The sequence below is a fragment of the Cohnella ginsengisoli genome, from assembly GCF_029525555.1.
Taxonomy (GTDB): domain Bacteria; phylum Bacillota; class Bacilli; order Paenibacillales; family Paenibacillaceae; genus Cohnella; species Cohnella ginsengisoli.
The window spans coordinates 1,067,158-1,087,799 of sequence record NZ_JAPDHZ010000003.1 but is presented as its reverse complement, the minus strand read 5'-3'; the positions used below and the strand labels follow the sequence as shown (position 1 = coordinate 1,087,799).

Sequence of the window (20,642 nt, the reverse complement as noted above, 5' to 3'; positions counted from 1 at the left end):
TATAATGCTTGATATAAAAGAGTGGAAATGGGAAAAAGTAAGACCTAAAGATAAGTCAGAGCATACATTGTCATGCCCGTATTGTAACGTGAAGGTTCGCGCTGTATCCGATATAAGAATATTTGATGCTGATACAGGCGCAATAAAGTATCACATTTATAAATGTCCAGAATGTTATATGCCTATCACGATTGGACTCGATGGGAGAGTAATACCGACATCTCAATTTTTGCCTTTTGAAGATATTCCGTATCTGCCAGCAAGAATTGAAAAGATGTATTGTGAATGTAGGAAATGCTTCTCGAATGATTGCTTTTATTCGGTCATAATGGTAGCCCGTACAATGATAATGCATGTAGCCGCAGATCTAGGTGCAGCATCAAATCTTAGATTTATAGAATATATAAACTATTTAGAGAATCAAGGATATATATCCAGACACAGTAGGACTTGGGTCGATAAAATAAGAACATTAGGTAATCAGTATATTCATGAGTTGGATGAAGCTACTAAACAAGAGGCTGAATTGGCAATTGTCTTCATTATGCATTTACTGATCGATGTATATAAATTACCGGAGATGGCGAAATAGGAGGTTGTTTATGGGTACTAACATTAAAGAACAAGGTTTTGAGTCATTAATTATTAATCACCTGGTCACGCAAAATGGTTTTGAGCAGGGTGAAAGCTCAGACTACAACCGCGAATACGCCATAGATGAAACACGATTGTTACGCTTTTTTAGAAGAGACTCAAATTGAACAAATTGAGTTGCTTGAGATTAAAAAAAAACAGACAAAAGTACAATCAATTTCTTAACCGTTTAAGCGGTGAAATCGCTAAGCGCGGTGTAATTGATGTACTTAGAAATGGGGTGAAAATTTATCCTGCAAACCTTGTAATGTTCTATATGACTCCGTCGGCTAAAAATACAGTAGCAAAAAAAATGTTCGAGCATAATATCTTCAGCGTAACACGTCAGCTAATGTACTCCAGGGATAGCACCACTCTTGCGTTAGATTTTTGTATCTTCATCAATGGCCTACCCGTCGTCACTTGCGAATTGAAAAATCAGTTTACCAACCAAGATGTCGAAGATGCAGTACGGCAGTATAAAACCGACCGTGACCCAAAGGAACTGTTGTTTACTTTCAAAAGGTGCATGGTTCATTTTGCTGTAGATGATGCGAAAGTGAAATTTTGCACAAAGTTAAGTGGCAAAAGCTCATGGTTCTTGCCCTTTGACAAAGGCTATAATGACGGCGCAGGTAATCCGCCGAACCCAGACGGTATTATGACCGATTATTTATGGAAACAGATTTTCACGAGGGCAGAGCTTGCGAATATAATCGAAAATTACGCTCAAGTGGTGGAAAGGGTTGATCCTGAATCCAAGGCGAAATCATTTATACAAATTTTCCCGCGGTATCATCAGCTTGCAGCGGTTAAGTCTTTGCTTGCTGATGTAAAAGCGAAAGGAGTAGGACAACGGTATCTAATCCAGCACAGCGCGGGTAGCGGCAAGTCAAACTCAATCGCGTGGCTGGCACATCAAATTATAGGCTTGGAGCGTAATGGAGGAAATATAATCGACTCGGTTATCATAGTTACCGACCGCGTGAATCTCGACAAGCAAATTCGTGACACAATTAAGCAGTTTATGCAGGTCTCCAACACTGTGGCATGGGCAGAGCATTCTGGAGATCTTCGCAAAGCAATCGCTGGGGGTAAGAAAATTATCATCACCACCGTTCATAAATTTCAATTCATCTTGGAGGACATCGGCACGGCTCACAAAGGCCGTAATTTTGCTATTATCATTGACGAGGCGCATTCCAGCCAAAGCGGCAACATGTCCGCTTCTATGAACATTGCTCTTGGGGGTAACTACAATCCCGTTGATGAAACTGAAGATAAAATCAACCGCCTAATTGAAGGACGCAAAATGCTGACCAATGCCAGCTATTTCGCCTTTACCGCCACGCCGAAAAATAAAACACTTGAGATGTTCGGTGTTCCTGCCCCTCAACCGGACGGCACAGTAAAACACGTTCCATTCCATAATTATTCCATGAAGCAGGCAATCCAAGAAGGATTTATCTTGGACGTGCTGCAATACTATACACCAATTAAGAGCTATTATAGGCTTGCAAAAACCATCACCGAGAACCCAATGTTCGATAAGAGAAAGGCCCAGAAGCGCCTCCGTTCCTTTGTTGAGAGTGATCATTTCGCATTGAACACCAAAGCGAATATTATCGTAGAGCATTTTCATGAGCAAGTTATCTCCAAGGCGAAAATCGGTGGCAAGGCCCGCTGTATGTTGGTCACTTCCAGCATTGAACGGGCTATTGATTACTACTTCGCTATTAATCGATTTCTTGCGGAGCGAAAAAGTCCATATAAAACCATTATTGCTTTTTCTGGTGAGAAAGAGTATGACGGCAAACCCCTTACGGAGTCGGCCGTTAATGGCTTCCCTAGCAATCAGATTGAAAAGATCTTTAAAACAGAGCCTTACCGGTTTTTAATTGTTGCAGATAAGTTTCAAACGGGCTTTGACGAGCCGTTACTTCACACTATGTACGTTGACAAGGTTCTAACGGATATCAAGGCGGTTCAGACCCTATCTCGTTTGAATCGTGCTCATCCAGATAAACATGACACCTTTGTTTTGGACTTTGCCAATGAGCCGGATGATATTCAGGAGTCGTTCTCTCGCTATTATCGCACAACGATCCTATCTAAAGAGACCGATCCAAACAAACTCTACGATTTGATTGCTGCCATGGAACAGCATCAGGTTTATACAGAGTACCATGTTGATAACTTTATTGAACTTTACCTCAGTGGTGCGGAGCGCGAAAAGTTAGACCCGATTTTGGATGCTTGTGCCGTTTTGTACAAAGGTTTAGATGAGGACGCGCAAGTGGAGTTCAAAAGCTCTGCCAAGGGATTTGTGCGTACATATGGCTTCTTGGGAGCAATCTTGCCTTACGGAAATGCAGAATGGGAAAAACTTGCTATCTTCCTAAGGCTACTCTTGCCCAAGTTACCCTCGCCTGTGGAAGAAGATCTGTCAGCTGGTATTTTGGAAGCAATCGACCTTGACAGCTACCGAGCTGAGGCTCAGGCAATGGTTTCTATCCAATTGAAGGATTCGGATGCAGAAGTTGACCCAGTACCAACAGACTTTGCCGGAAGCAATCAAGCCCCTGAACTTGATTTACTTACCAACATTTTGTCTACTTTTAATGATCTGTTTGGCAATATTGACTGGAAAGACGCAGATAATGTTCGGGCTCAGATACAGCGCATTCCCAGCATGGTGTCGCAAGATAAAGCATACCAAAACGCAATGAAAAATTCCGATAAGCAAAACGCTCGTATTGAAAGTGATCGCGCTCTACAAACGGCAATCCTCGGAGTAATGTCGGATAACATGGAACTTTTCAAACAATTTACAGACAATCCGTCCTTCAAGAAGTGGCTGGCGGACATGGTATTTAGTGTAACGTACAATACCGAAGGAAAACCCTACGAGGGGCAAAAGACGGTTTAAATCTATTAATACGTTTAAAAAGCCTGCCTCTGTTAAGCTCCTGCCGTTAGGCAGGGGCTGTTTTACACTCACAAATACAAGATATTTCACTATTGCTGCAGCTAACCAAAGAATTGACAGGCAGTGTGTCGTATTGAGTAAAAATGAAAATTGAGAGGACCAAGGGAACCGTCAACCAACGCGTTATATGTGATTATGGAAAGAAAAGTCTTCATACTGTGACATTGGTATTTATATTCTTGTAGTTAGGTAAGCTACAAATATAAAGAAATATTCACTAACCTCTTTTCTTAAAAGGGGGCTCTTTGCGCAGGAACCGGTCACCTTTACGTCGAAATCTAAGAGCATATGTAGAACTTTGTACTACTGGGTAAAGGTGGTTCCCATGAGTTTGCCTGAAAGTCTCACTAATATTTTCGCTCATAAACAAAAGTCATATAAAATGATTCTAATTCTCGCCTTATTGGATGAGATGAATAAAACACAACAACTTGAGATTGGACTTCAAATGATTAAATCCCGATTCCTTACTCTAATGCGAGAGAGGGAAAATCGTGGTTTGCCCGTAGATTCTCCGATAAATAAGGCATCCAGCTGGAAGCAAGTGACGATAAGTCAGATCTCTTCTATAATTGGAACGCCAATCAATACTTTAAGTAGTATCCTCGAACTCAAAAACGAACGCCAGACCCTCAGCTTTAAAGAAGACCTCTACAACACCTGGGACGAAAACGTGCTCAAAGATCTTTATAAGTATGCTTCTAAGGAGCTTGAATTATATCATCAGCGGCAGCCGATCGACTTCTCGTTGCGTGATGCGCTCCAAACTGTAATGTTCCGCTACATAGATCAGAAAAGAGAGCCGTTCAAAAACAATGGCTTCGGTCAGTATGTGCGAAACCAAATTCCCACAGGATTCAGAAGCTATTCCTTCATTCAATCCAATCCCAACCTTAAAGTCCAAGCTTCCGTCGGAATGGGCGTCTGGGCGACGATACCGTGGATCGCAGTCATGGATCGCCGGATCACGGAGTCAACGCAGAGCGGGGAGTATATCGTCTATCTATTCGCCGAGGATATGAGCTCGGTCTATCTTACATTGGCGCAAGGCGTCACTGAGGCGAATAAGAACGGAAAGATCGAAGGGCATAAGTACCTTCGTCAGAAGTCCCGAGAGATTAGGGAGCTTATTCCGCTAGAGGGACTTCGCAAGGACGAAGAAATTGCGTTGACTTCAGGCGGGTTAGGCCGCGATTATCAAGTATCAACCGTCGCTTATTATAAGTACGATCGCGATAATCTTCCGAGCGAAGAAATGCTCCGTGGGGATCTTGAGAATCTCGTGAATAACTACAATCGGTATGTAGACCTAACCTTAAGGACAATTCCGGAAGAGGAGTCAACAGTCGTGCTCAATTTCTCGACGTCTGAGCGTCTCGAAGCAGTTAAGGCCTACATATCTCAAAAGGGTTTTGCGTATCCGGATCGCCTGATTGAGAACTTCTATTTGTCGTTGAAGACGAAGCCGTTCGTCATTCTCGCAGGTGTATCGGGAACGGGCAAAACGAAACTTGTGAAGTTATTTGCCGAAGCGCTGGGTGCAACGAGCGAAAACGGACAATTTGCGCTTATTCCGGTGCGTCCGGATTGGAGCGATCCTTCTGACCTGATCGGTTACAAGGATCTCAACCAGCGGTTTCGGCCAGGTCCTCTCACTGAAGTGATGGTCGAGGCATTGAAGCCCAAGAATCGACAGAAACCCTATTTTATCTGTCTGGATGAGATGAACTTAGCACGCGTCGAGCACTACTTCAGTGACGTGCTGAGTGTGTTAGAGTCGCAGGTGCGGCAAGGTGATCACATTATAACGGATGTAGTCATTCGGAAGTCGAGCTTAATCGATGCGACTGATATCCAACAGTATGGAGATCTCTGCATTCCTGACAACGTGTACTTGATCGGTACGGTCAACATGGACGAGACGACGCATCCGTTTAGCAAAAAAAGTGCTGGATCGGGCGAATACGATTGAATTCAATTATATTCGCTTGGATCAGTACCCTATCAGCGAAGCCACGGATTACCAGCCTCAGCCAGCACCCAATGCTTTTCTTCGATCAGATTATCTTCAGCTCGTAGATGCATACCATTCTACATATCAAACGCTGATTGAAGAAACGACTAATCAACTGGTTGCGATCAATAACATCTTGGAGACCATTCATTCACACGTTGGTTTCCGAATCAGGGACTCGATCTGCTTCTACCTCATCTACAATGAACAAGCTGGTCTTATGAGTCGGGAAGCGGCTTTCGACTTCCAGCTGTTGCAGAAGATCTTGCCGCGTATTCAAGGGAGCAATAGCTCAGTCCGGCAGGTGCTGATGCAGCTGCTTCAGATCACGCTAGGCGCAGACAAGAAGCTGGACAAGAGCAAGCTAGAGGAAGACGCTTCGGAGTTGTGGCGGAGTATCGAGAAGACGGTGGACGGTGCGGCTTATCCGCAATCCGCTCGCAAGATCGTATACATGCTGCGGAGGTTAGATGAAGATGGCTTCACTTCATACTGGCTCTCCTAACCGCGCGGTTGAACTTCTTCGAATCGAGACAAACTGGTTCGATCTCTATCTCCAAGGCAAATCATATCATCCGGCGGTAGAGTCACTACAGCTTCATCGACAAGAGGATGCAGGATGGGTGGAAGCGCAGTTTTATCCTCAATCTCTGATGCCAGAGCTCGAGCTAAGCTCGGTAGCGGTGTTTGACCCGGAGATTCGAGCCTTAAAGCTATGGGCGCCTGGCGATGTTTGCGCGCCGGTATTTTTTTGAGACGCAGTCTTATGAGTTGATCGTGGAAATGAAGGATGAGTCGTCGCTAACGTTTTATCATGACAATGCAAATGTTCGAGAATCGGTGCTTCCAAAGGGGGAAGCGACTGCTGTCAGGCGTTCTTAATTTTCAAAATGAGGTTGGCTATACGGAGCTGGAGCTGCGCAGGGATGGCAAGCCGGTTTTCCGTCTTCAGCTTGAGATCTTCCCCCTCGAAGATGGATTATCGAAGGGACTATGAGGTGATCATGCAGGAGGTCAACGGGCAGATCTATAATCTGTCCTTCGACTTTCTACGCAAGACATATCAGCTCACCGGACTGAAGGAAACCCGTAATCAGAGTTTAACGGAGTTCTTCGTCATCGTTCAACATGTGTTCCAACAGCTCGTGCAGACGGTAGAGCGAATGCAGAGTGCGCCGCATCATCGGATGCGGATGGAAAATCGACTGGTCGATGCCGCGCGTGTGAAGAAGGCTGGTCGAGAAAATATTGCCTTTCTCGCCAAGCGCTCTCACTATCTTGCTCGGGATGACCGGAGAGGAATCTTGTCAATCGAGGAGCAGCGTTATTCGCCGACGCATGTCTTAGAGACGAAACGACATGTCGATTACGATACGATGGAAAATCGATTTGTACGCTGGGTGTTGCTGCGGGTGCAGAATCGGCTTCGGAGCTTGAAGCTGCTGCTAAATAAGAAGGATAGAGCGCCGGATCCTGTGCTGATGGGTAAGCTGGATCGGATGCAAAGCGATCTTCAGCGTCTGTTGAAGCTGGACTTCCTCCGGGTAGGAGAGATGCGGCAAATGACGGTGTCTCTGGTGCTGCAGATGGCGCCAGGTTACCGTGATGTATATCGCTACTATCTGATGCTACTGAAGGGCCTCTCTATTCAAGATGACCTGTTCCGTCTCTCGATGAAGGATCTGGCGCAGCTGTACGAGTACTGGTGTTTCCTCAAAATTCACGAACTCCTCAGCCGCAAATATGATCTGGTGAGTCAGGACGTGGTGAAGCTGAATCGAAGCGGATTGTTCGTGACGTTGGATCGGACGCGTGCTTCTCGCTTGGTATATCGGAATCCGAAAAATGGAGAGATTTTCACGCTCTTCTACAACGCGTTACCGGCGGGCGATCGGAGCGCTACCGTTGCGCAGCGGCCGGATAATGTACTGACACTGAAGAAGCAGGATGCGTCTGTCGAGTACAAGTACATCTTCGATGCAAAGTATCGCATTAACCCGGCCTATGAAGGAACGCCATACCGTCAGACGTATAAGACGCCAGGACCGCAAGAAGACGATATCAACACAATGCACCGATATCGCGATGCGATTGTATATGCCAATCCGCATGTGCAAGGACAGGTTGAAGTGGAGCGGACGATGTTTGGAGCTTACGTGCTGTTCCCGTATCCGAATGAGGAGGAGTATCGTGAGCATCACTTTTACAAGAGTATCGAGCTTGTGAACGTGGGAGCGCTGCCGTTCTTGCCAAGCGCAACGTCACTGATGGAAAAGTTCTTAGATGAGCTTATCCTCGACAGTCCGGAGAAAGCTTATGAGCGTTCGACGCGACCGAGAGGGACGCAGTCGTACTATAAGGACAAGCTGTCAGGGAAGAACGTGTTGGTGGGTTCGCTTCGGCGCGCAGAGCAGCTGCAGGATGCGTTGAAGTATGGATTCTACCATGTGCCACTGAGTAGGTTCGCGAAGCATGGGGATCTGGCGAATCTGGAGTATGTCGCGATTTACCAGTCGAATGCGTTGTTTGGGCGGGAAGCAGCGGGGATTCATATCTTGGGGCGAATTCAGTCGTGGAGTGTGCTGCCGAGAGATCAAATAACGGAGATTCCACTAAGACCGGGGGCATCGCCCAGCGAGCTTTATGCAAAACTGGTTGTGGAGAAGTGGCAGCGCAAGAAGCAGCCGATCATGCCGGGTGGTCATGGTGTGCAGAGTGTGCTGCTGACTTCGGAATATATGTTCCAACGTGCCGTGGAGATTGCGGAGCTTCGGTTGGAGACCGAGGAGCAACTGCGGGATTGGCGAGAGAAGCGTAGGCTTGGCAAGGTTGATGTGAAGTGGGACCAGGTTGATGTAGATAAAGCGATGAGGTTAGAATGGTTGGAACTGGGAGATGAGAACTAGCTTTTTAACTCTTGATCAATGAATATTAGCATCTTAATTCTTATTTAGTATTTCTTTATACCTAAGAGGGAAAATAAGGGATTGTGTCGAATACTAGGTGAAATACGGAAAGGGAGTGTTAATTATGAAGGATAAGGTTAAAGGATTGATTATTGGCTTGGTGGTAGGGAGCCTGCTGTCTTCTTCAGCAGCGATGGCTGCTAGCTCCACAAAGATTGATGTCGTTTTCCAGCAGGTAAAATATATGATTGATGGAGTACAAAAGCCAAGTTCAGAAGCAGCAATTACATATAAAGGGCAGTTGTATGTTCCTTTAAAATATATTACAAATGCTGTCGGAAAGGATCTTAATTATGACAGCAAGAATTCCACAGCTTGGATTGGAAAAAAACCAGGAGCATTTAAATATTTGAGCGATATTAGCTACGCAAGATTAGATGCACAAAGGGAATCCTACATAGATTTCAATCAAAATTACGATAGGAAAAAAATTCAAATTTCTTCTAATATATATCAGAAGGGCATTAATTTTTATTTCTACACTAACGGTAAATCTATTGAGTCAGTAGATTATAACTTAAATGGACAGTACAAGAAGTTTGCAGCATTCGTAGGAATTGACGATGAAACAAAAAAACTCAAATGAAACAGTTACTTTTAAATTTATTGGCGACGATAATGAGTTACTCGCAGTGGCAGATGTAAAAGGTGGAAATAACCCTATTCCGGTTAGTGTCGATCTGACTGGTGTTTTAAAGTTCCGTATTGTTGTTGAAAAACCTGATCCAGAAAATATTATATACGGAGAACTTTATGCCTCGTTGGCTGATGGCAAACTGTTTCAATAATTAAGGATTTGAGCTAGATATAAGCGCCATACGTGGCGCTTTTTAATTTAATGTAGGGTATGCTGGTCACTTTATATCATGATGAAATGGAAGAGGTCCCATGGCAAAACGAAGAAAAAGAAGTAAGAAGGATTCAACTGGGGAAATGATTGCCGGACTCGTATTTTTGTCGGCTATTGGTATGTATGTGTGGAGCAAATCGGCAGTAGCAGCTGTTATTACATTCATTTTTGTGCTCGGTATTTTTATTGCAATCAAGCTAATTATAGATAAACAGCGTGAAGAGCGACTACGAAAGTCTGGAATTTATGATATCGACAAAATGGATGGTAGACAGTTTGAGTTGTATCTCGGATCACTGTATAAGGCATTAGGCTATAAAAGTGAAGTGACACGCTCGACCGGTGATTATGGAGCAGACCTTGTAATAGAAAAGAATGGCGTTCGCACCGTCGTTCAAGCAAAGTGTTACTCCAAAAACGTTGGCATAGACGCCGTGCAGCAAGTGCAGGGATCGAAGGCGCACTATAAGGCGGAGCAGGCTTTGGTAGTTACAAACCGCGGATTTACGGAAGCGGCCAAGACTCTGGCTCACTCAAATGGCGTGAATTTAGTTGACCGCGAGTTCTTAATTAACATGATATTAACCATAAATCCTGAGCAGAAGCCCAACACAATAGAAGTCGCAGCGACAACAGAAAAGACCGAGAAGCCTTGTCCCCGCTGCGGAAAGCCGTTAATACTGCGGAAGGGGCCTAAAGGCGAGTTTTACGGTTGCAGTGCATTTCCGAAATGTCGGCATATTAGTGAGGCTAGCCCACAACGAGAAATGAGAGTGACGAAATAATGAGTACAAGTGTATTTATTGAATACTGGCAAAATATTTTCTCCTCCCCGGACCCAATCGAAGCGATGGGACTTAGTGCGTACGGTAAGGAACTTTCTCAGTTTCAGATTGATACGGCACCTGAACCGTACTATGGCTATTTGCATGAAGACATTGGAAATGATGTGTTGCTCCTCTTGTTGAATCCAGGGGCCAAAGACGAGCGTACGCGACAAAAAGGTTGGAATGATAGCGTTAAAGATCGATATATTCGACTGTGGAAAAAAGTGGAGTACGATAAGAAAGAGGAAGAGCTAAAGACGACAAATCGCTGGAGGGATAAGCGTCTCCAGCAAGCGAGAGGCATTATCGAGGGAGCAGAATTCCTGCATACGATGGAGTTTTTTCCTTTCCACTCAAGAAAGGATGAATTGACCGAGGGGTTCAAGCGTGCGTGGGTCAACGATTTCCCTTTAGCGGACCTGACTTTCCATGCGCTAAAGGATATAGCTGTCAACCAAAAGGTAAAGGCCATTTTCTCAGTCAGTAACGACTGGACGCGTCTATTGGACAAGCATAGCATTCCGCTCATAAAGGAAGTTGTTCTTAAAAAAGCATGGTGGCAAAGACTATTCGTTTGCATTCAAATTGTACCGATTCAGTGAGGGCGGTTTACCGATTTTGTTCTGCGACTTGAAGGGTTCACCTATTAACCTGCCGAGGAATCCTTTCGCGGTTCATGTAGCACAAATTTTACTTGGAATAAAGAATGAGGCCCTTCCGATGGTAGCGTCAAGAAGTTTGTGTAAGTAAGGTATCTCATCGTTATGGGCAACCAGATGTTGTGAAGATGGGGAGCGTAGCCCAAGCGAAGGCGCGGGAGTTCTATTCCGCCATTGCCTTTGCATCAGCAGGGTACCGTTCCTCAAACATCTCAGCGAGTTTTTTCTTTACAACAGAATCGCCAAAGCCACGGATGACGCGGTTCTCGAAGCGTTCGTTGTAGTCTGCGGCTTCGAGATAAACAATCTTTTCGGCAGCGTCCATGTTGGTCAAACTGTTCATCGGTTTAAGACGTTTTCGGATTTCTTTGTTCATCCGCTCGATTGGATTGGAGGTGTAGATGGCGTCCTTGATTAAGGACGGATATTTGTAGAACGTAAGCAGCGTCGGCAACTGCTCCTTCCACGCTTTCATTTCTTTGGGGTACAGCTTTCCCCATTTGGCGGTTACGGTGTCGAAGGCAGCGAGCGCCACATCGTAGTCCGCAGCCGTGTAGATGGTCTTGAGATCAGCAATCACATCCGCTCGGTGCTGGACGCGGATCTTGGGGAAAGTGGCTCGAACCTTGTGCACGACGCAGTGCTGCACGTCGGCCTTCGGATAGGTCTCGCGGAAGGCTTCCTCGAGCCCCGACAAGCCGTCAAAAACGCCGAGCAGCACCTCGGTGGCGCCGCGGTTGTACAGATCCTTAAGTACCTCGCGCCAGCCGTTTGAGCTCTCCTGGCCACCGACGTAAAAGCCGAGGATCTGACGGCGTCCGTCCTCGTCGACGCCCATGGCAAAGTAAATGACTTCGCCGCTCACGGTGCTGCGTTTGAGCTTCACATAGAGGCCGTCCAAGTAGATGACGGCGTAACGCTTTTGCAGCGGACGCTGCTGCCAGGCCTGAATGTCTTCAAGCACGGTTGCCGTAATGTTGCTGACGGTTGTAGGCGAATAGTGGCTGCCGAACATGCCCTCGATAAAGCGCGCCACGTCTCGGGTCCCCATACCGCCTTTGTACATCTGGATCACGGCTTCTTCCAGCCATCCGTCGCGGCGCTGGTATGGCTCGAACACATGCGTCTGAAACTGGCCATTGCGATCCCGTGGCACTTCAAGATCTTCAATGTGTCCGTACTTCGTGTGAAGGCTGCGTTTGTAGTAGCCGTTGCGGCTATTGCGCTGGCCTTCCTGCTCGTCCTCCATGAAGTGCTTAATCTCCGCCTTCATGATGGATTCCAGATTGGCTTTTACAAACTGAGTGACAACATTTTCAAATAGATCAGACAGCAGGTTTTCGGGTATAGTAGTCATCGAGTAGGGTTCCTCCTTGGTGATGTCGCAGTCCCGAGGATACCCTACTTTTTTTGTTGCCTGGCTAGGCTCCAAAACCTGGTACACAAACTACTTTACGTCATCCTTCCGATCGAAGATCCGGTTTTCGAGATCCGAGTACGCTGAAGTAGATTTCCGAAAAGGAGAAAACATGATGGCGGGTACGAAGGATTTAGATTTTGAATTGAAAATGTGCGGAAAAAAGGTCTATGTTACTTACTTCGAACTATGGAACAAACCAGGATTTGACGAACAACCAATTAGGGAGCTCATGAAACAAACTGGTAAAGATGAGGGGGGGCATCAAGATGTGCATCCAAGCAGCACGCAGAATTGCGGAAAGCGGACTGCAGGCTGACGCATTGAAGATAATTGTAAATTCCCCTCGTATAGATAGAGTGGCACGCGAGAAAGCAATCAAACTTCTACAGACTATGTAACTAATCATCATTCAATGGACAGCGGTACCTAATTCCAGGCTACCGCTGTATTTTACTCTGCCTCTTCGCCTAATAATTCCGCGACAGATACATCTAAAGCCTTCGCAACGGCGACCACCTCGTAGTCCTGAACAAGTCGATATTGTCCTTCGAGTCGCGATAAACTGGTAGGACTTATATCAAGCCCAAAGGTCTGCAGCTTGGCTAGAAACTCCTTCTGCTTCATCCCTTTAGCTGTGCGAACGGCTACCACTTTGGTACCGATTATATTCTTATCTCCAGGTGGTTCTTTCCGATGTTTCATTAGATCGCACCTCACATTTAGCCAAATTGTAAGTGAGGTTATGGTTGTTTTAATGCGATATTCGCATTAAAATGAAATAAACCGAATTTCGCAGTAAAATGTAGAATTTAACCGCATAATAGCTGAGCAGAGAGCGATCAATTACGATACAGGGAGGGCCAACCATGCTCCACTTACTCCATCAGTATGAGGAGGAAAAGCGAAAGTTAAACGAGCTGGGGCGCCGATCGCTGGAGCAGGGGATACCATTGTATATGAATGAGGCAGTGCAGGCGCAGAGTCGGAAGGTGGACGAGCTGATCGTTCAGTTGCATAAGAGGAAGGCGGGACGCGAAGAGCGGCTGCGCAAATAAATGAAATCTGAGAAAGGGAGAGGGGTATGGAGGTTCCGGCATGGTTCCGAAATGCAATTCAGCAACGGCTCGTTGAGATTACATCCGATAGCGAGGTAGGTCCTGAGCTGCTGCAGGCGCATATAGATGAGCAGAAGGCCTTTGAGTCGTTGTACGAAGGCATGGATGCGGCACAATTCACCAGGTACATGGCCTGGGAAGATCGGCATCTTTTTAGGAGGGCTCTGGAGAATGAGCGTTTGTACATGGAAGGCATGAAAGACGGAGCTCAGTTGGCTGCAGCACTGATGGCTGATTCATGCAAGACATACGATAAATGAAGTTGAGCCTTGGAGCGTGGTGAAGCGAGTTACTTTGCCGTGCTAATATAGAGCCATACCACGCACTTATGCAAAAGGATGAAAATAGATGCCAATCTACAATAAGCTCGTGCGTGACCGGATTCCCGAGGTCATTGAATCCACGGGCAAGGCTTGCCGGACGCGGATCTTGAATGAAAAAGAATATCATGCCGAACTCGTCGTTAAACTAAGGGAAGAGTCGGAGGAATACTTCGCTGCTAATATTGCACAGGATTCTCTGGAAGAACTTGCAGATATGCTGGAGGTCATCCGCGCATTGGCAATCGTGCACGGCGCTTCGTGGGAACAGTTGGAGGCGACCCGGGAAGAGAAGGTGGCAGCTCGCGGCGGATTCCGGGATCGCGTGTATCTCATCGATGTCAGAGACGCATAAGGAGGGACGACCGAATGTCCATTCGGTTTAGAAGCATGCTCATAACCGTTATAGTCGCGGCGCTTCTCGTAACCCTTTTGTACTATGGCATCGACTATATGAAAGGAAGGACGACTACGCATTCCGACGAGGCCATAGCGACCCATATCGATCAGGCGATTTTGAATGCGCCGATTGTCATTATGGGGATTGTGACGGACGGCAAGGGGGGAGCCCCGGAACTTGAGGCGGGATTCAACGGACCCAACGAAAGAAGATGCTCGCGTGGTCGTTCCCGGAACCGACTACAACGTCACCGTGACCCAAGTATTGAAAGGCAATCTGGAGACGGGAAGCCGGATCAAAATTGCGATAGGCGGCGGAAATTACAAATCTAAAAAAAGCGCCGTTACGCGCGACGGTACTGGCCGGAGAAGAATATATTTTTACCATTGCGCCTAGCAGCGCGGGTGCTCAGCAGTATTACGGCATTATCGAACCGTTCATTTACCAGCTCAAGGACAATCGCGTAGTAGCGATCAGCAATATTGAAAAGTATAAAGCGGCATTCCATGAAACTGAGATCAGCGAGGCTGAATTTTTGGATAAGTTTAAGTAATGATCATGAATTAGAAGGAGTGAACGGACCTTGTACAGCTTTGAAAACTTTAAAGAAGATCTTAGTCATGGAGGAGAAGCGAATTTTACATACAAAGGTTTGATATATGCCATTGTCAGAACCGGCGGCGATAATCCTCTCGATGGTTGGTACTATTGCGATCCGACGAAGTCGCATGAAGAAATCGTTTTTTACGACAATATGTCTTCGCTGTTAGATAACTCTATAATCGATGGAAGAAGTCTGAAAGAGGTATTTAATAGCGATGAGATTGAAGATATTACGATTTGGTAAGGATGACAACAGCTTCGTCCTAGCGGGCGGCACGACACAGATGGGATACATCTTAAAAATCGGACTCACCGTTTTGCTTACCTTTACGATGGTCGCATGCAGGCTGCAGGGATCGGACAAACGGGTCGATCAAGTGTCCGGCTATATTACTGACATTCAAAATCATGAGATCCTCTTATCAGCTGGTCCGGATGGCCAACCTCCCATGTGGTTTTCCAATGCGCCTTCGGGCTTAGAGATCGGACAGCAAGTCACAGTCATTCCGGACGCTCATGTGCCTGTCGCTTTGACCATGCCGCCGCATTTCCAGGCTAAGAAGGTCACTGTCATGGCTCGGGCTTCAGACCATCCTTCCAAGCTGACGGAGCAAGAGGCCGTGCGAAAAGCGATTCATAAGGTGACGTTTCCGTACTATGCCATTGAAGACGTGACTTACAGTTCCGCGAGCGCTGCGTGGGAAGTGCGGGTTCGGGAATGGGTGAACGAAGTATTTGGAAGCGAGAATCCGAAGACGGCTCGAACGATTGTTGTGCGAGAATAATGAAGACGCCGGGCAGATGCGCCCAGCGTCTTTAAAACGATCGCCCACATATGGCCGTGCAAGTCCTAAAAGCCCACTTCAAGCTCGCGCCTATGAATTCAATTGAGCCCTTCCGCTTCATTGCATATAATGAAGGTACCGCCCTTCGGGGAGATCGTTAAGGGAGGCCGCGATGAACGAGACCGCATTTGACGAACCTTTATTTGCAAGCTTGAAGCCGGGCTTAACCTCGTTCTGTTACCGGATGCTGGGCTCCATGGACGATGCGGACGATGCTGTTCAGGAGACGAGTATTCGGGTCTGGCAGAGCTGGAGCACGTTCAGACAGGATTCTTCGTTCAAAACTTGGGTCTATCGGATAGCATCCAACCTGTGCTTGGACAAGCTGAGACAATCCAAGCGCCGCGCGCTTCCCGTAGACTTGTTCGATCCGGCCGCCGCCATCGTGGAGCCGCGCGACACGCTGCCGGACTCCGCCTGGATCTGGCCGTCTCCCGACTTTGGGGGCAATCCGGAGGATCGGCTCGTCCGCAGAGATACGCTTCAGCTGTGCTTCATCGCGCTCTTGCAGACCTTGCCTCCGCGGCAGCGCGCGGTGCTCATCTTGAAGGATGTATTCGAATGGTCCTCCAAGCAAATCGCGGAGACGCTTGCGATGTCGCCGGCAGCGGTGAACAGCGCCTTGCAGCGAGCCCGAGAGACGATGGAGCGGGCGCAGCTTCGCTCCGATGAGCTCAGCAGCATGGATGTTCAGCCTGAGCAAGAGCTGCTGTCCCGATATGTGGAAGCCTTCGAACAATTCGATATCAACGCGCTCGTCACGTTGTTCCACGAGGAAGGCTGCATGTCGATGCCGCCCTTCGAGATGTGGATTCGAGGCAAGGACGACTTGTCCGCCTTTTATTCGCTTACGCGCTGGCATTGCGAAGGTTCGCGGTTTGTGCCCGTTACGGTAAATGGCGGTTATCCGGCGCTGGCCCAGTATATGCCGGACAAAGACGGCGCCGGCCTGGTGCCCTGGGGCATCCACGTCATCGAAGCCAAAGAAAATCAAATCCTACACGTTCAAAACTTTATCAATACCAAATTATTTTCGCGATTTGGGCTGCCTGAGCGACTCGACCGATGAATTTCGGATTTGGCTTACGTCTATATATTTGAGATTAACCAAACGACGAATATCATGAGAGAGGTGTCCGTTCATATGGAAACGAATCAACCAACGAAAGTAACCGTGCAGGCCGTCATTCAAGCCCCCGTCGAGAAGGTATGGCGCTATTGGACCGAGCCGGCGCACATCACGAAGTGGAACCAAGCATCCGAGGACTGGCATGCGCCGAGAGCCGAGAACGATCTGCAGGTCGGCGGCAAGTTTCTGACGCGGATGGAAGCGAAGGATGGCAGCATGGGCTTTGATTTTGCCGGCGTCTACGATGTCGTGAATCGCCATGAGGCGATCGGCTACGCCCTCGGAGACGAGAGAAGAGTGGATATTGCATTCGTCGATCAAGGCAACGAGACGAAGGTCATTGAAACGTTCGATGCGGACAGCAGCCACCCCGTCGAGTTCCAGCAAGCAGGCTGGCAAGCGATTATGGACAATTTCAAAGCGTATACCGAACAAAACTAATCATCGCGAAGAAGACGCCGGAGAGTTGCCCGGCGTCTTTCATTTTGACTCCAAGTATGAAGCTTGCTTTCAGTTATCCTTAACCTTGAGCCGCATCCGTGTTCATGTAGTTGATCGCCCACAGATGGCCGTCCAAGTCCACGAAGCCCCAATGATACATGAACCCATGATCCTCAGGTTCAGCGTGCAATTTACCGCCCAGGGAGACCGCGGTATTCACGATTTCATCGACCTTTTCCCGGCTCTCGAAGGCGAGTGCGATCGTCAGCTGCGCATATTTGCTCGTATCTACGATTTCCCGCTCCGTGAGCGTCGTAAAGAAGGCTTGGTTGATCAGCATGACCTGCAGGTTGTCGCCGATCATGATGGCTGCCGAATTCTCGTTATCGGGGTATTGCGGGTTGAGCGCGAAGCCGATTCCGGTGAAGAATGCCTTCGATTGCGCTACGTTTTTGACAGGCAGGTTCAAGCTCGTGAATGTGGACGTTAATGCCATTTTCAAAACACCTCATCGTCAAATGAATTTGTGGTCCATTGTTGTCTTCGTCTGCATAGACGACAGTCGATTCGGTAATTCATCGGTCTGATTGGTCCGAAAGCCGAAATTTTGAAAATATTTTGTCTTTTTGAGCACAAGGAGTGAATCCCTCAGGAGACCCAAGCGGGATGGATCTTGGCTCGGCATATATTGCGCAAGGCGGGAGTTTAGTAGGTTAGAGAGGTTACACTTTGATAGTAAATTAGACATAAAAAAATGAGTATTGTTAACCAGCAAAAAATTCTCAAAATTTACATAATTCGACTGACTCCTAATAGATTTCATTATATACTTATTTTGTACTAATTACTATTTGTATGGAAGGAGCTGAGAGGGAATAAGTTCGATAGTTTTGGTAAGTTGAGCTGACTTCGTGTAAAAAACTATTAGGAGGATCTAACAGATGAAAAAAGTCAGTAAATCGATTCTTACTATTCTAACAGCTGCAAGCGTAATTTTACCCTCATCTGTATTTGCAGAACCAGCTGAAAGCGAAGCTAATTTAAATTTGTCTGCTGAACAACAGCAGCAATACAACATAGAGAAACAGTATTTGAACGATGTTGTTCATACGATTAACACCACTATTGGGTCGACCGAGGCACTCGACGAATATGGAGAACTTTATATTGATACACAGACTGGATACAAGTTTGTCTTGGCTCTTGCGTCTACGGACGAAAAAACAAATCAACTGGGGGAAAAACTAAAAAGTATCGTACCGAGCGAATTTTTGGAATTTAAATCTGTAAAATATTCAAAGTCTCAACTCGATAAAATGAGAGATGAGATTGCTCAAGATCTTGAAGGATCAGGGGTTACAAACTATGAGATCAATACGAGTGTCAAGGACCAAAAAAGTAGAAGTGAATCTTGAAAGGGAGACACAAGCAAGAGGGAATACTATCGAGGCTTTGTTTGACACAAGTGAAATTGATCAAAGTGTAGTCGATGTGAACTACGACGTAGTTATAGATGCGGAACCAGCCTTAGCAAGAACTGCTAACTTTACTACGATGGGCGGCGGAATCGCAATTGATAATAGCAATTGTAGTACAGCCTTTACGGCAACAAAAGACACTAAGGAATTTTTAGTTACGGCAGGGCATTGTGTCACTAGCATAGGCAGCGCTGCGAAACAGAATACAACCAATGTAGGCACTCAACATCTTAGCGCATATGGCGATTATGGTACTGATGTTGGACTGATACTGCTCACAGACACTTCTCGTAGCATTGGGAATGGATATTATTATAACGGTCTTGCAAATGGGGAGTATGACAAGAATTACACGACTACAACTACCGTTATTAACGGACAATTGATCTGTAAATCCGGTATAAAGACGAGTGTAACCTGCGGATCTGTCACTAATACCAGCGCCACTGTAACTTATGGAACAATCCATCTCACAGGGATGATACAGGCCAAGAAAGATGACGGAGGCCTTGTGTTAGGCGGAGACAGCGGCGGAGTCGTATTCAATCCGTATAATTACGGTCAATTAATTGGTATCGTATCAGGAAGGAGTCTTGCCACCTCGACTCTACCTGAAGGTTATTACGGTTATTTCACGAAAGTTGGCAATGCACTAGCTAATGGTGGCGCTGTAACATTGTACACAAGTAGTTCCACTAAGGCAGTTAACCCGAACAGTTAATCATTTCGTAAGACAGTGGGTGTTAATTAGTCGGGCACCCACTGTCTGCTGCAACAACTCAGCACTGTAAAACGTTTAAAGATTAAACAACATAAGGGGTGCTGAAATGAAGTTAAAAACCATTTGTGCTTTCTTGTTGACCTTTTGCTTTGTTGTTTTGGTGAGCGGGTGCGGGAAGAGTAACGATAATGAGACAGGTACTGAAACAGAAATAAATCATTTATTTTTGATTAAACCAGGTGACCTATCTAAAGCGACGATTATGCTTGGTGATGGTACACTCTCAAAAGAGTTGTCAGAGAAAAGTGACATTGAAGAACTTACAAAGTATTTGGATGAAGCGAAGATTGCCGAAGGTTCTGCAACCGCAGATAAACCGAGGCTGATTAGCCTGCATAAAAACGATGGGACCGTAATTTCAATTGAACTGACGGGAACAGGGACAATTTTCATCGACAAAAATACAAACATTGCTTATACAACAAATAAGCAAGATGTTCCCTTTCTAACCTGGATTGAAAATAAAGAGAAACAATAAGTTTCTCTTTTTGCATAAAGGGAGAAGAGTGGATATTGCATTCGTCGACCAAGGCAACGAGACGAAGGTCATTGAAACGTTTGACGCGGACAGCAGCCACCCCGTCGAGTTCCAGCAAGCAGGCTGGCAAGCGATCATGGACAACTTCAAAGCCTATACCGAACAAAACTAATCTTCGCGAAGAAGACGCTGGGGAAGCACCCAGCGTCTTTCATTTTGAATCCAAGTATGAGCCGTACTATCCGTTAGCCTTAACCTTAAGCCACATCCGCGTTCATGCAATTGATCGCCCACAGATGGCCGTCCAGGTCCACAAATCCCCAATGGTACATAAACCCATGATCCTCGGGTTCCGCGTGCAATTTCCCGCCCAAGGAGACCGCGGTATTCACGATCTCGTCGACCTTTTCCCGGCTCTCGAAGGCCAGTGCGATCGTGAACTGCGAATACTTGCTCGTATCGACGGTTTCCCGCTCCGTGAGCGTGTTAAAGAAGGATTCGGCGATCAGCATGATCTGCAGATTGTCGCCGATGACGATGGCTGCCGAGTTCTCGCTATCGGGGAATTGCGGGTTGAGCGCGAAGCCGATTCCGGTGAAGAACGCCTTCGATTGTGCTACGTTTTTGACAGGCAGGTTCAAGCTCGTGAATGTGGACGTTAATGCCATTTTCCTAACACCTCTTCGTCAATTTG

General features: G+C 46.6%; 27 protein-coding genes. 23 read left to right on the top strand and 4 right to left on the bottom strand.

The features are described 5' to 3' along the window. Positions 1-4: 4 nt before the first annotated feature. The 12 genes from OMP38_RS16305 to OMP38_RS16250 all read left to right on the top strand — a co-directional run bounded on the left by OMP38_RS16305 (position 5) and on the right by OMP38_RS16250 (position 10,881). Complete coding sequence (locus OMP38_RS16305) at positions 5-592, top strand: DUF4145 domain-containing protein (RefSeq protein ID WP_277566074.1); 588 nt, start codon at positions 5-7, stop codon at positions 590-592. 10 nt (positions 593-602) lie between these two features. Further along, on the top strand, positions 603-761 hold the full coding sequence (locus OMP38_RS16300) for a hypothetical protein (protein WP_277566073.1): 159 nt from the start codon (positions 603-605) through the stop codon (positions 759-761). Beyond that, positions 758-3,562 (top strand): type I restriction endonuclease subunit R, encoded by a 2,805-nt coding sequence (locus OMP38_RS16295; RefSeq protein ID WP_277566072.1) that lies wholly within the window; start codon positions 758-760, stop codon positions 3,560-3,562. Before OMP38_RS16300 ends, OMP38_RS16295 begins: the two co-directional genes overlap by 4 nt. A 385-nt stretch (positions 3,563-3,947) precedes the next feature. Further along, entirely contained in the window at positions 3,948-5,594 is a 1,647-nt protein-coding gene (locus OMP38_RS16290; RefSeq protein WP_277566071.1) for an MrcB family domain-containing protein, read from the top strand. Between the two features lie 262 nt (positions 5,595-5,856). After that, the gene (locus tag OMP38_RS16285) at positions 5,857-6,141 is read left to right on the top strand and encodes a hypothetical protein (RefSeq protein ID WP_277566070.1); all 285 of its coding nucleotides are present in this window, start codon (positions 5,857-5,859) and stop codon (positions 6,139-6,141) included. Beyond that, positions 6,113-6,391: a hypothetical protein gene (locus OMP38_RS16280; protein WP_277566069.1), complete on the top strand. Its 279-nt coding sequence runs from the start codon at positions 6,113-6,115 to the stop codon at positions 6,389-6,391. Before OMP38_RS16285 ends, OMP38_RS16280 begins: the two co-directional genes overlap by 29 nt. 59 nt (positions 6,392-6,450) lie before the next feature. Continuing rightward, the gene (locus tag OMP38_RS16275) at positions 6,451-6,633 is read left to right on the top strand and encodes a DUF2357 domain-containing protein (protein ID WP_338130527.1); all 183 of its coding nucleotides are present in this window, start codon (positions 6,451-6,453) and stop codon (positions 6,631-6,633) included. After that, positions 6,563-8,542 (top strand): DUF2357 domain-containing protein, encoded by a 1,980-nt coding sequence (locus OMP38_RS16270; RefSeq protein WP_277566068.1) that lies wholly within the window; start codon positions 6,563-6,565, stop codon positions 8,540-8,542. The genes OMP38_RS16275 and OMP38_RS16270 overlap by 71 nt, the downstream gene beginning before the upstream one ends. A 124-nt stretch (positions 8,543-8,666) precedes the next feature. After that, the gene (locus OMP38_RS16265; RefSeq protein ID WP_277566067.1) at positions 8,667-9,188 is read left to right on the top strand and encodes an NPCBM/NEW2 domain-containing protein; all 522 of its coding nucleotides are present in this window, start codon (positions 8,667-8,669) and stop codon (positions 9,186-9,188) included. Further along, complete coding sequence (locus OMP38_RS16260) at positions 9,166-9,390, top strand: NPCBM/NEW2 domain-containing protein (protein ID WP_277566066.1); 225 nt, start codon at positions 9,166-9,168, stop codon at positions 9,388-9,390. Before OMP38_RS16265 ends, OMP38_RS16260 begins: the two co-directional genes overlap by 23 nt. A gap of 100 nt (positions 9,391-9,490) precedes the next feature. Further along, positions 9,491-10,237, top strand: a complete 747-nt coding sequence (locus OMP38_RS16255) for a restriction endonuclease (RefSeq protein ID WP_277566065.1) — start codon at positions 9,491-9,493, stop codon at positions 10,235-10,237. Next, the gene (locus OMP38_RS16250; protein WP_277566064.1) at positions 10,237-10,881 is read left to right on the top strand and encodes a hypothetical protein; all 645 of its coding nucleotides are present in this window, start codon (positions 10,237-10,239) and stop codon (positions 10,879-10,881) included. The genes OMP38_RS16255 and OMP38_RS16250 overlap by 1 nt, the downstream gene beginning before the upstream one ends. Positions 10,882-11,101: 220 nt before the next feature. Here OMP38_RS16250 and OMP38_RS16245 read toward each other — a convergent pair whose 3' ends face one another. After that, complete coding sequence (locus tag OMP38_RS16245) at positions 11,102-12,295, bottom strand: IS256 family transposase (protein ID WP_277566063.1); 1,194 nt, start codon at positions 12,293-12,295, stop codon at positions 11,102-11,104. A 172-nt stretch (positions 12,296-12,467) separates the two neighbouring features. Here OMP38_RS16245 and OMP38_RS16240 point away from each other — a divergent pair, with 172 nt between their 5' ends. Further along, positions 12,468-12,674: a hypothetical protein gene (locus OMP38_RS16240; protein ID WP_277566062.1), complete on the top strand. Its 207-nt coding sequence runs from the start codon at positions 12,468-12,470 to the stop codon at positions 12,672-12,674. A 134-nt stretch (positions 12,675-12,808) separates the two neighbouring features. Here the strand turns inward: OMP38_RS16240 and OMP38_RS16235 are convergent, their stop codons facing one another. Further along, positions 12,809-13,060 (bottom strand): helix-turn-helix domain-containing protein, encoded by a 252-nt coding sequence (locus tag OMP38_RS16235; protein WP_277566061.1) that lies wholly within the window; start codon positions 13,058-13,060, stop codon positions 12,809-12,811. Positions 13,061-13,439: 379 nt separating this feature from the next. Between OMP38_RS16235 and OMP38_RS16230 the strand changes: the two genes are divergently transcribed. From OMP38_RS16230 to OMP38_RS16205, 6 genes are all read left to right on the top strand, one after another. Next, positions 13,440-13,733 (top strand): hypothetical protein, encoded by a 294-nt coding sequence (locus OMP38_RS16230; protein WP_277566060.1) that lies wholly within the window; start codon positions 13,440-13,442, stop codon positions 13,731-13,733. A gap of 88 nt (positions 13,734-13,821) precedes the next feature. Then, a complete protein-coding gene (locus OMP38_RS16225; protein WP_277566059.1) occupies positions 13,822-14,148 on the top strand; it encodes a nucleoside triphosphate pyrophosphohydrolase in 327 nt (108 codons plus the stop codon). Between the two features lie 628 nt (positions 14,149-14,776). Further along, positions 14,777-15,040, top strand: a complete 264-nt coding sequence (locus tag OMP38_RS16220) for a hypothetical protein (RefSeq protein ID WP_277566058.1) — start codon at positions 14,777-14,779, stop codon at positions 15,038-15,040. Next, the gene (locus tag OMP38_RS16215; protein ID WP_277566057.1) at positions 15,012-15,581 is read left to right on the top strand and encodes a sugar phosphate isomerase family; all 570 of its coding nucleotides are present in this window, start codon (positions 15,012-15,014) and stop codon (positions 15,579-15,581) included. Before OMP38_RS16220 ends, OMP38_RS16215 begins: the two co-directional genes overlap by 29 nt. A gap of 172 nt (positions 15,582-15,753) precedes the next feature. Then, entirely contained in the window at positions 15,754-16,710 is a 957-nt protein-coding gene (locus OMP38_RS16210; RefSeq protein ID WP_277566056.1) for a sigma-70 family RNA polymerase sigma factor, read from the top strand. Positions 16,711-16,785: 75 nt separating this feature from the next. Beyond that, positions 16,786-17,211 (top strand): SRPBCC family protein, encoded by a 426-nt coding sequence (locus tag OMP38_RS16205; RefSeq protein ID WP_277566055.1) that lies wholly within the window; start codon positions 16,786-16,788, stop codon positions 17,209-17,211. Between the two features lie 79 nt (positions 17,212-17,290). Here OMP38_RS16205 and OMP38_RS16200 read toward each other — a convergent pair whose 3' ends face one another. Next, positions 17,291-17,707, bottom strand: a complete 417-nt coding sequence (locus tag OMP38_RS16200) for a VOC family protein (protein ID WP_277566054.1) — start codon at positions 17,705-17,707, stop codon at positions 17,291-17,293. A gap of 445 nt (positions 17,708-18,152) precedes the next feature. On the opposite strand from OMP38_RS16200, the gene OMP38_RS16195 reads away from it, so the two are divergent. The 4 genes from OMP38_RS16195 (at position 18,153) to OMP38_RS16180 (ending at position 20,120) form a co-directional block, all read left to right on the top strand. Further along, on the top strand, positions 18,153-18,626 hold the full coding sequence (locus tag OMP38_RS16195; protein ID WP_277566053.1) for a hypothetical protein: 474 nt from the start codon (positions 18,153-18,155) through the stop codon (positions 18,624-18,626). Next, the gene (locus tag OMP38_RS16190; protein WP_277566052.1) at positions 18,592-19,410 is read left to right on the top strand and encodes a S1 family peptidase; all 819 of its coding nucleotides are present in this window, start codon (positions 18,592-18,594) and stop codon (positions 19,408-19,410) included. Before OMP38_RS16195 ends, OMP38_RS16190 begins: the two co-directional genes overlap by 35 nt. A gap of 106 nt (positions 19,411-19,516) precedes the next feature. Then, positions 19,517-19,948, top strand: coding sequence for a hypothetical protein (locus OMP38_RS16185; protein WP_277566051.1), 432 nt, complete (start codon positions 19,517-19,519; stop codon positions 19,946-19,948). A 28-nt stretch (positions 19,949-19,976) separates the two neighbouring features. Continuing rightward, the gene (locus OMP38_RS16180) at positions 19,977-20,120 is read left to right on the top strand and encodes an SRPBCC family protein (RefSeq protein WP_277566050.1); all 144 of its coding nucleotides are present in this window, start codon (positions 19,977-19,979) and stop codon (positions 20,118-20,120) included. A gap of 85 nt (positions 20,121-20,205) precedes the next feature. On the opposite strand, the gene OMP38_RS16175 is transcribed toward OMP38_RS16180, so the two are convergent. Continuing rightward, positions 20,206-20,616, bottom strand: coding sequence for a VOC family protein (locus OMP38_RS16175; RefSeq protein WP_277566049.1), 411 nt, complete (start codon positions 20,614-20,616; stop codon positions 20,206-20,208). Between the last annotated feature and the right edge of the window lie 26 nt (positions 20,617-20,642).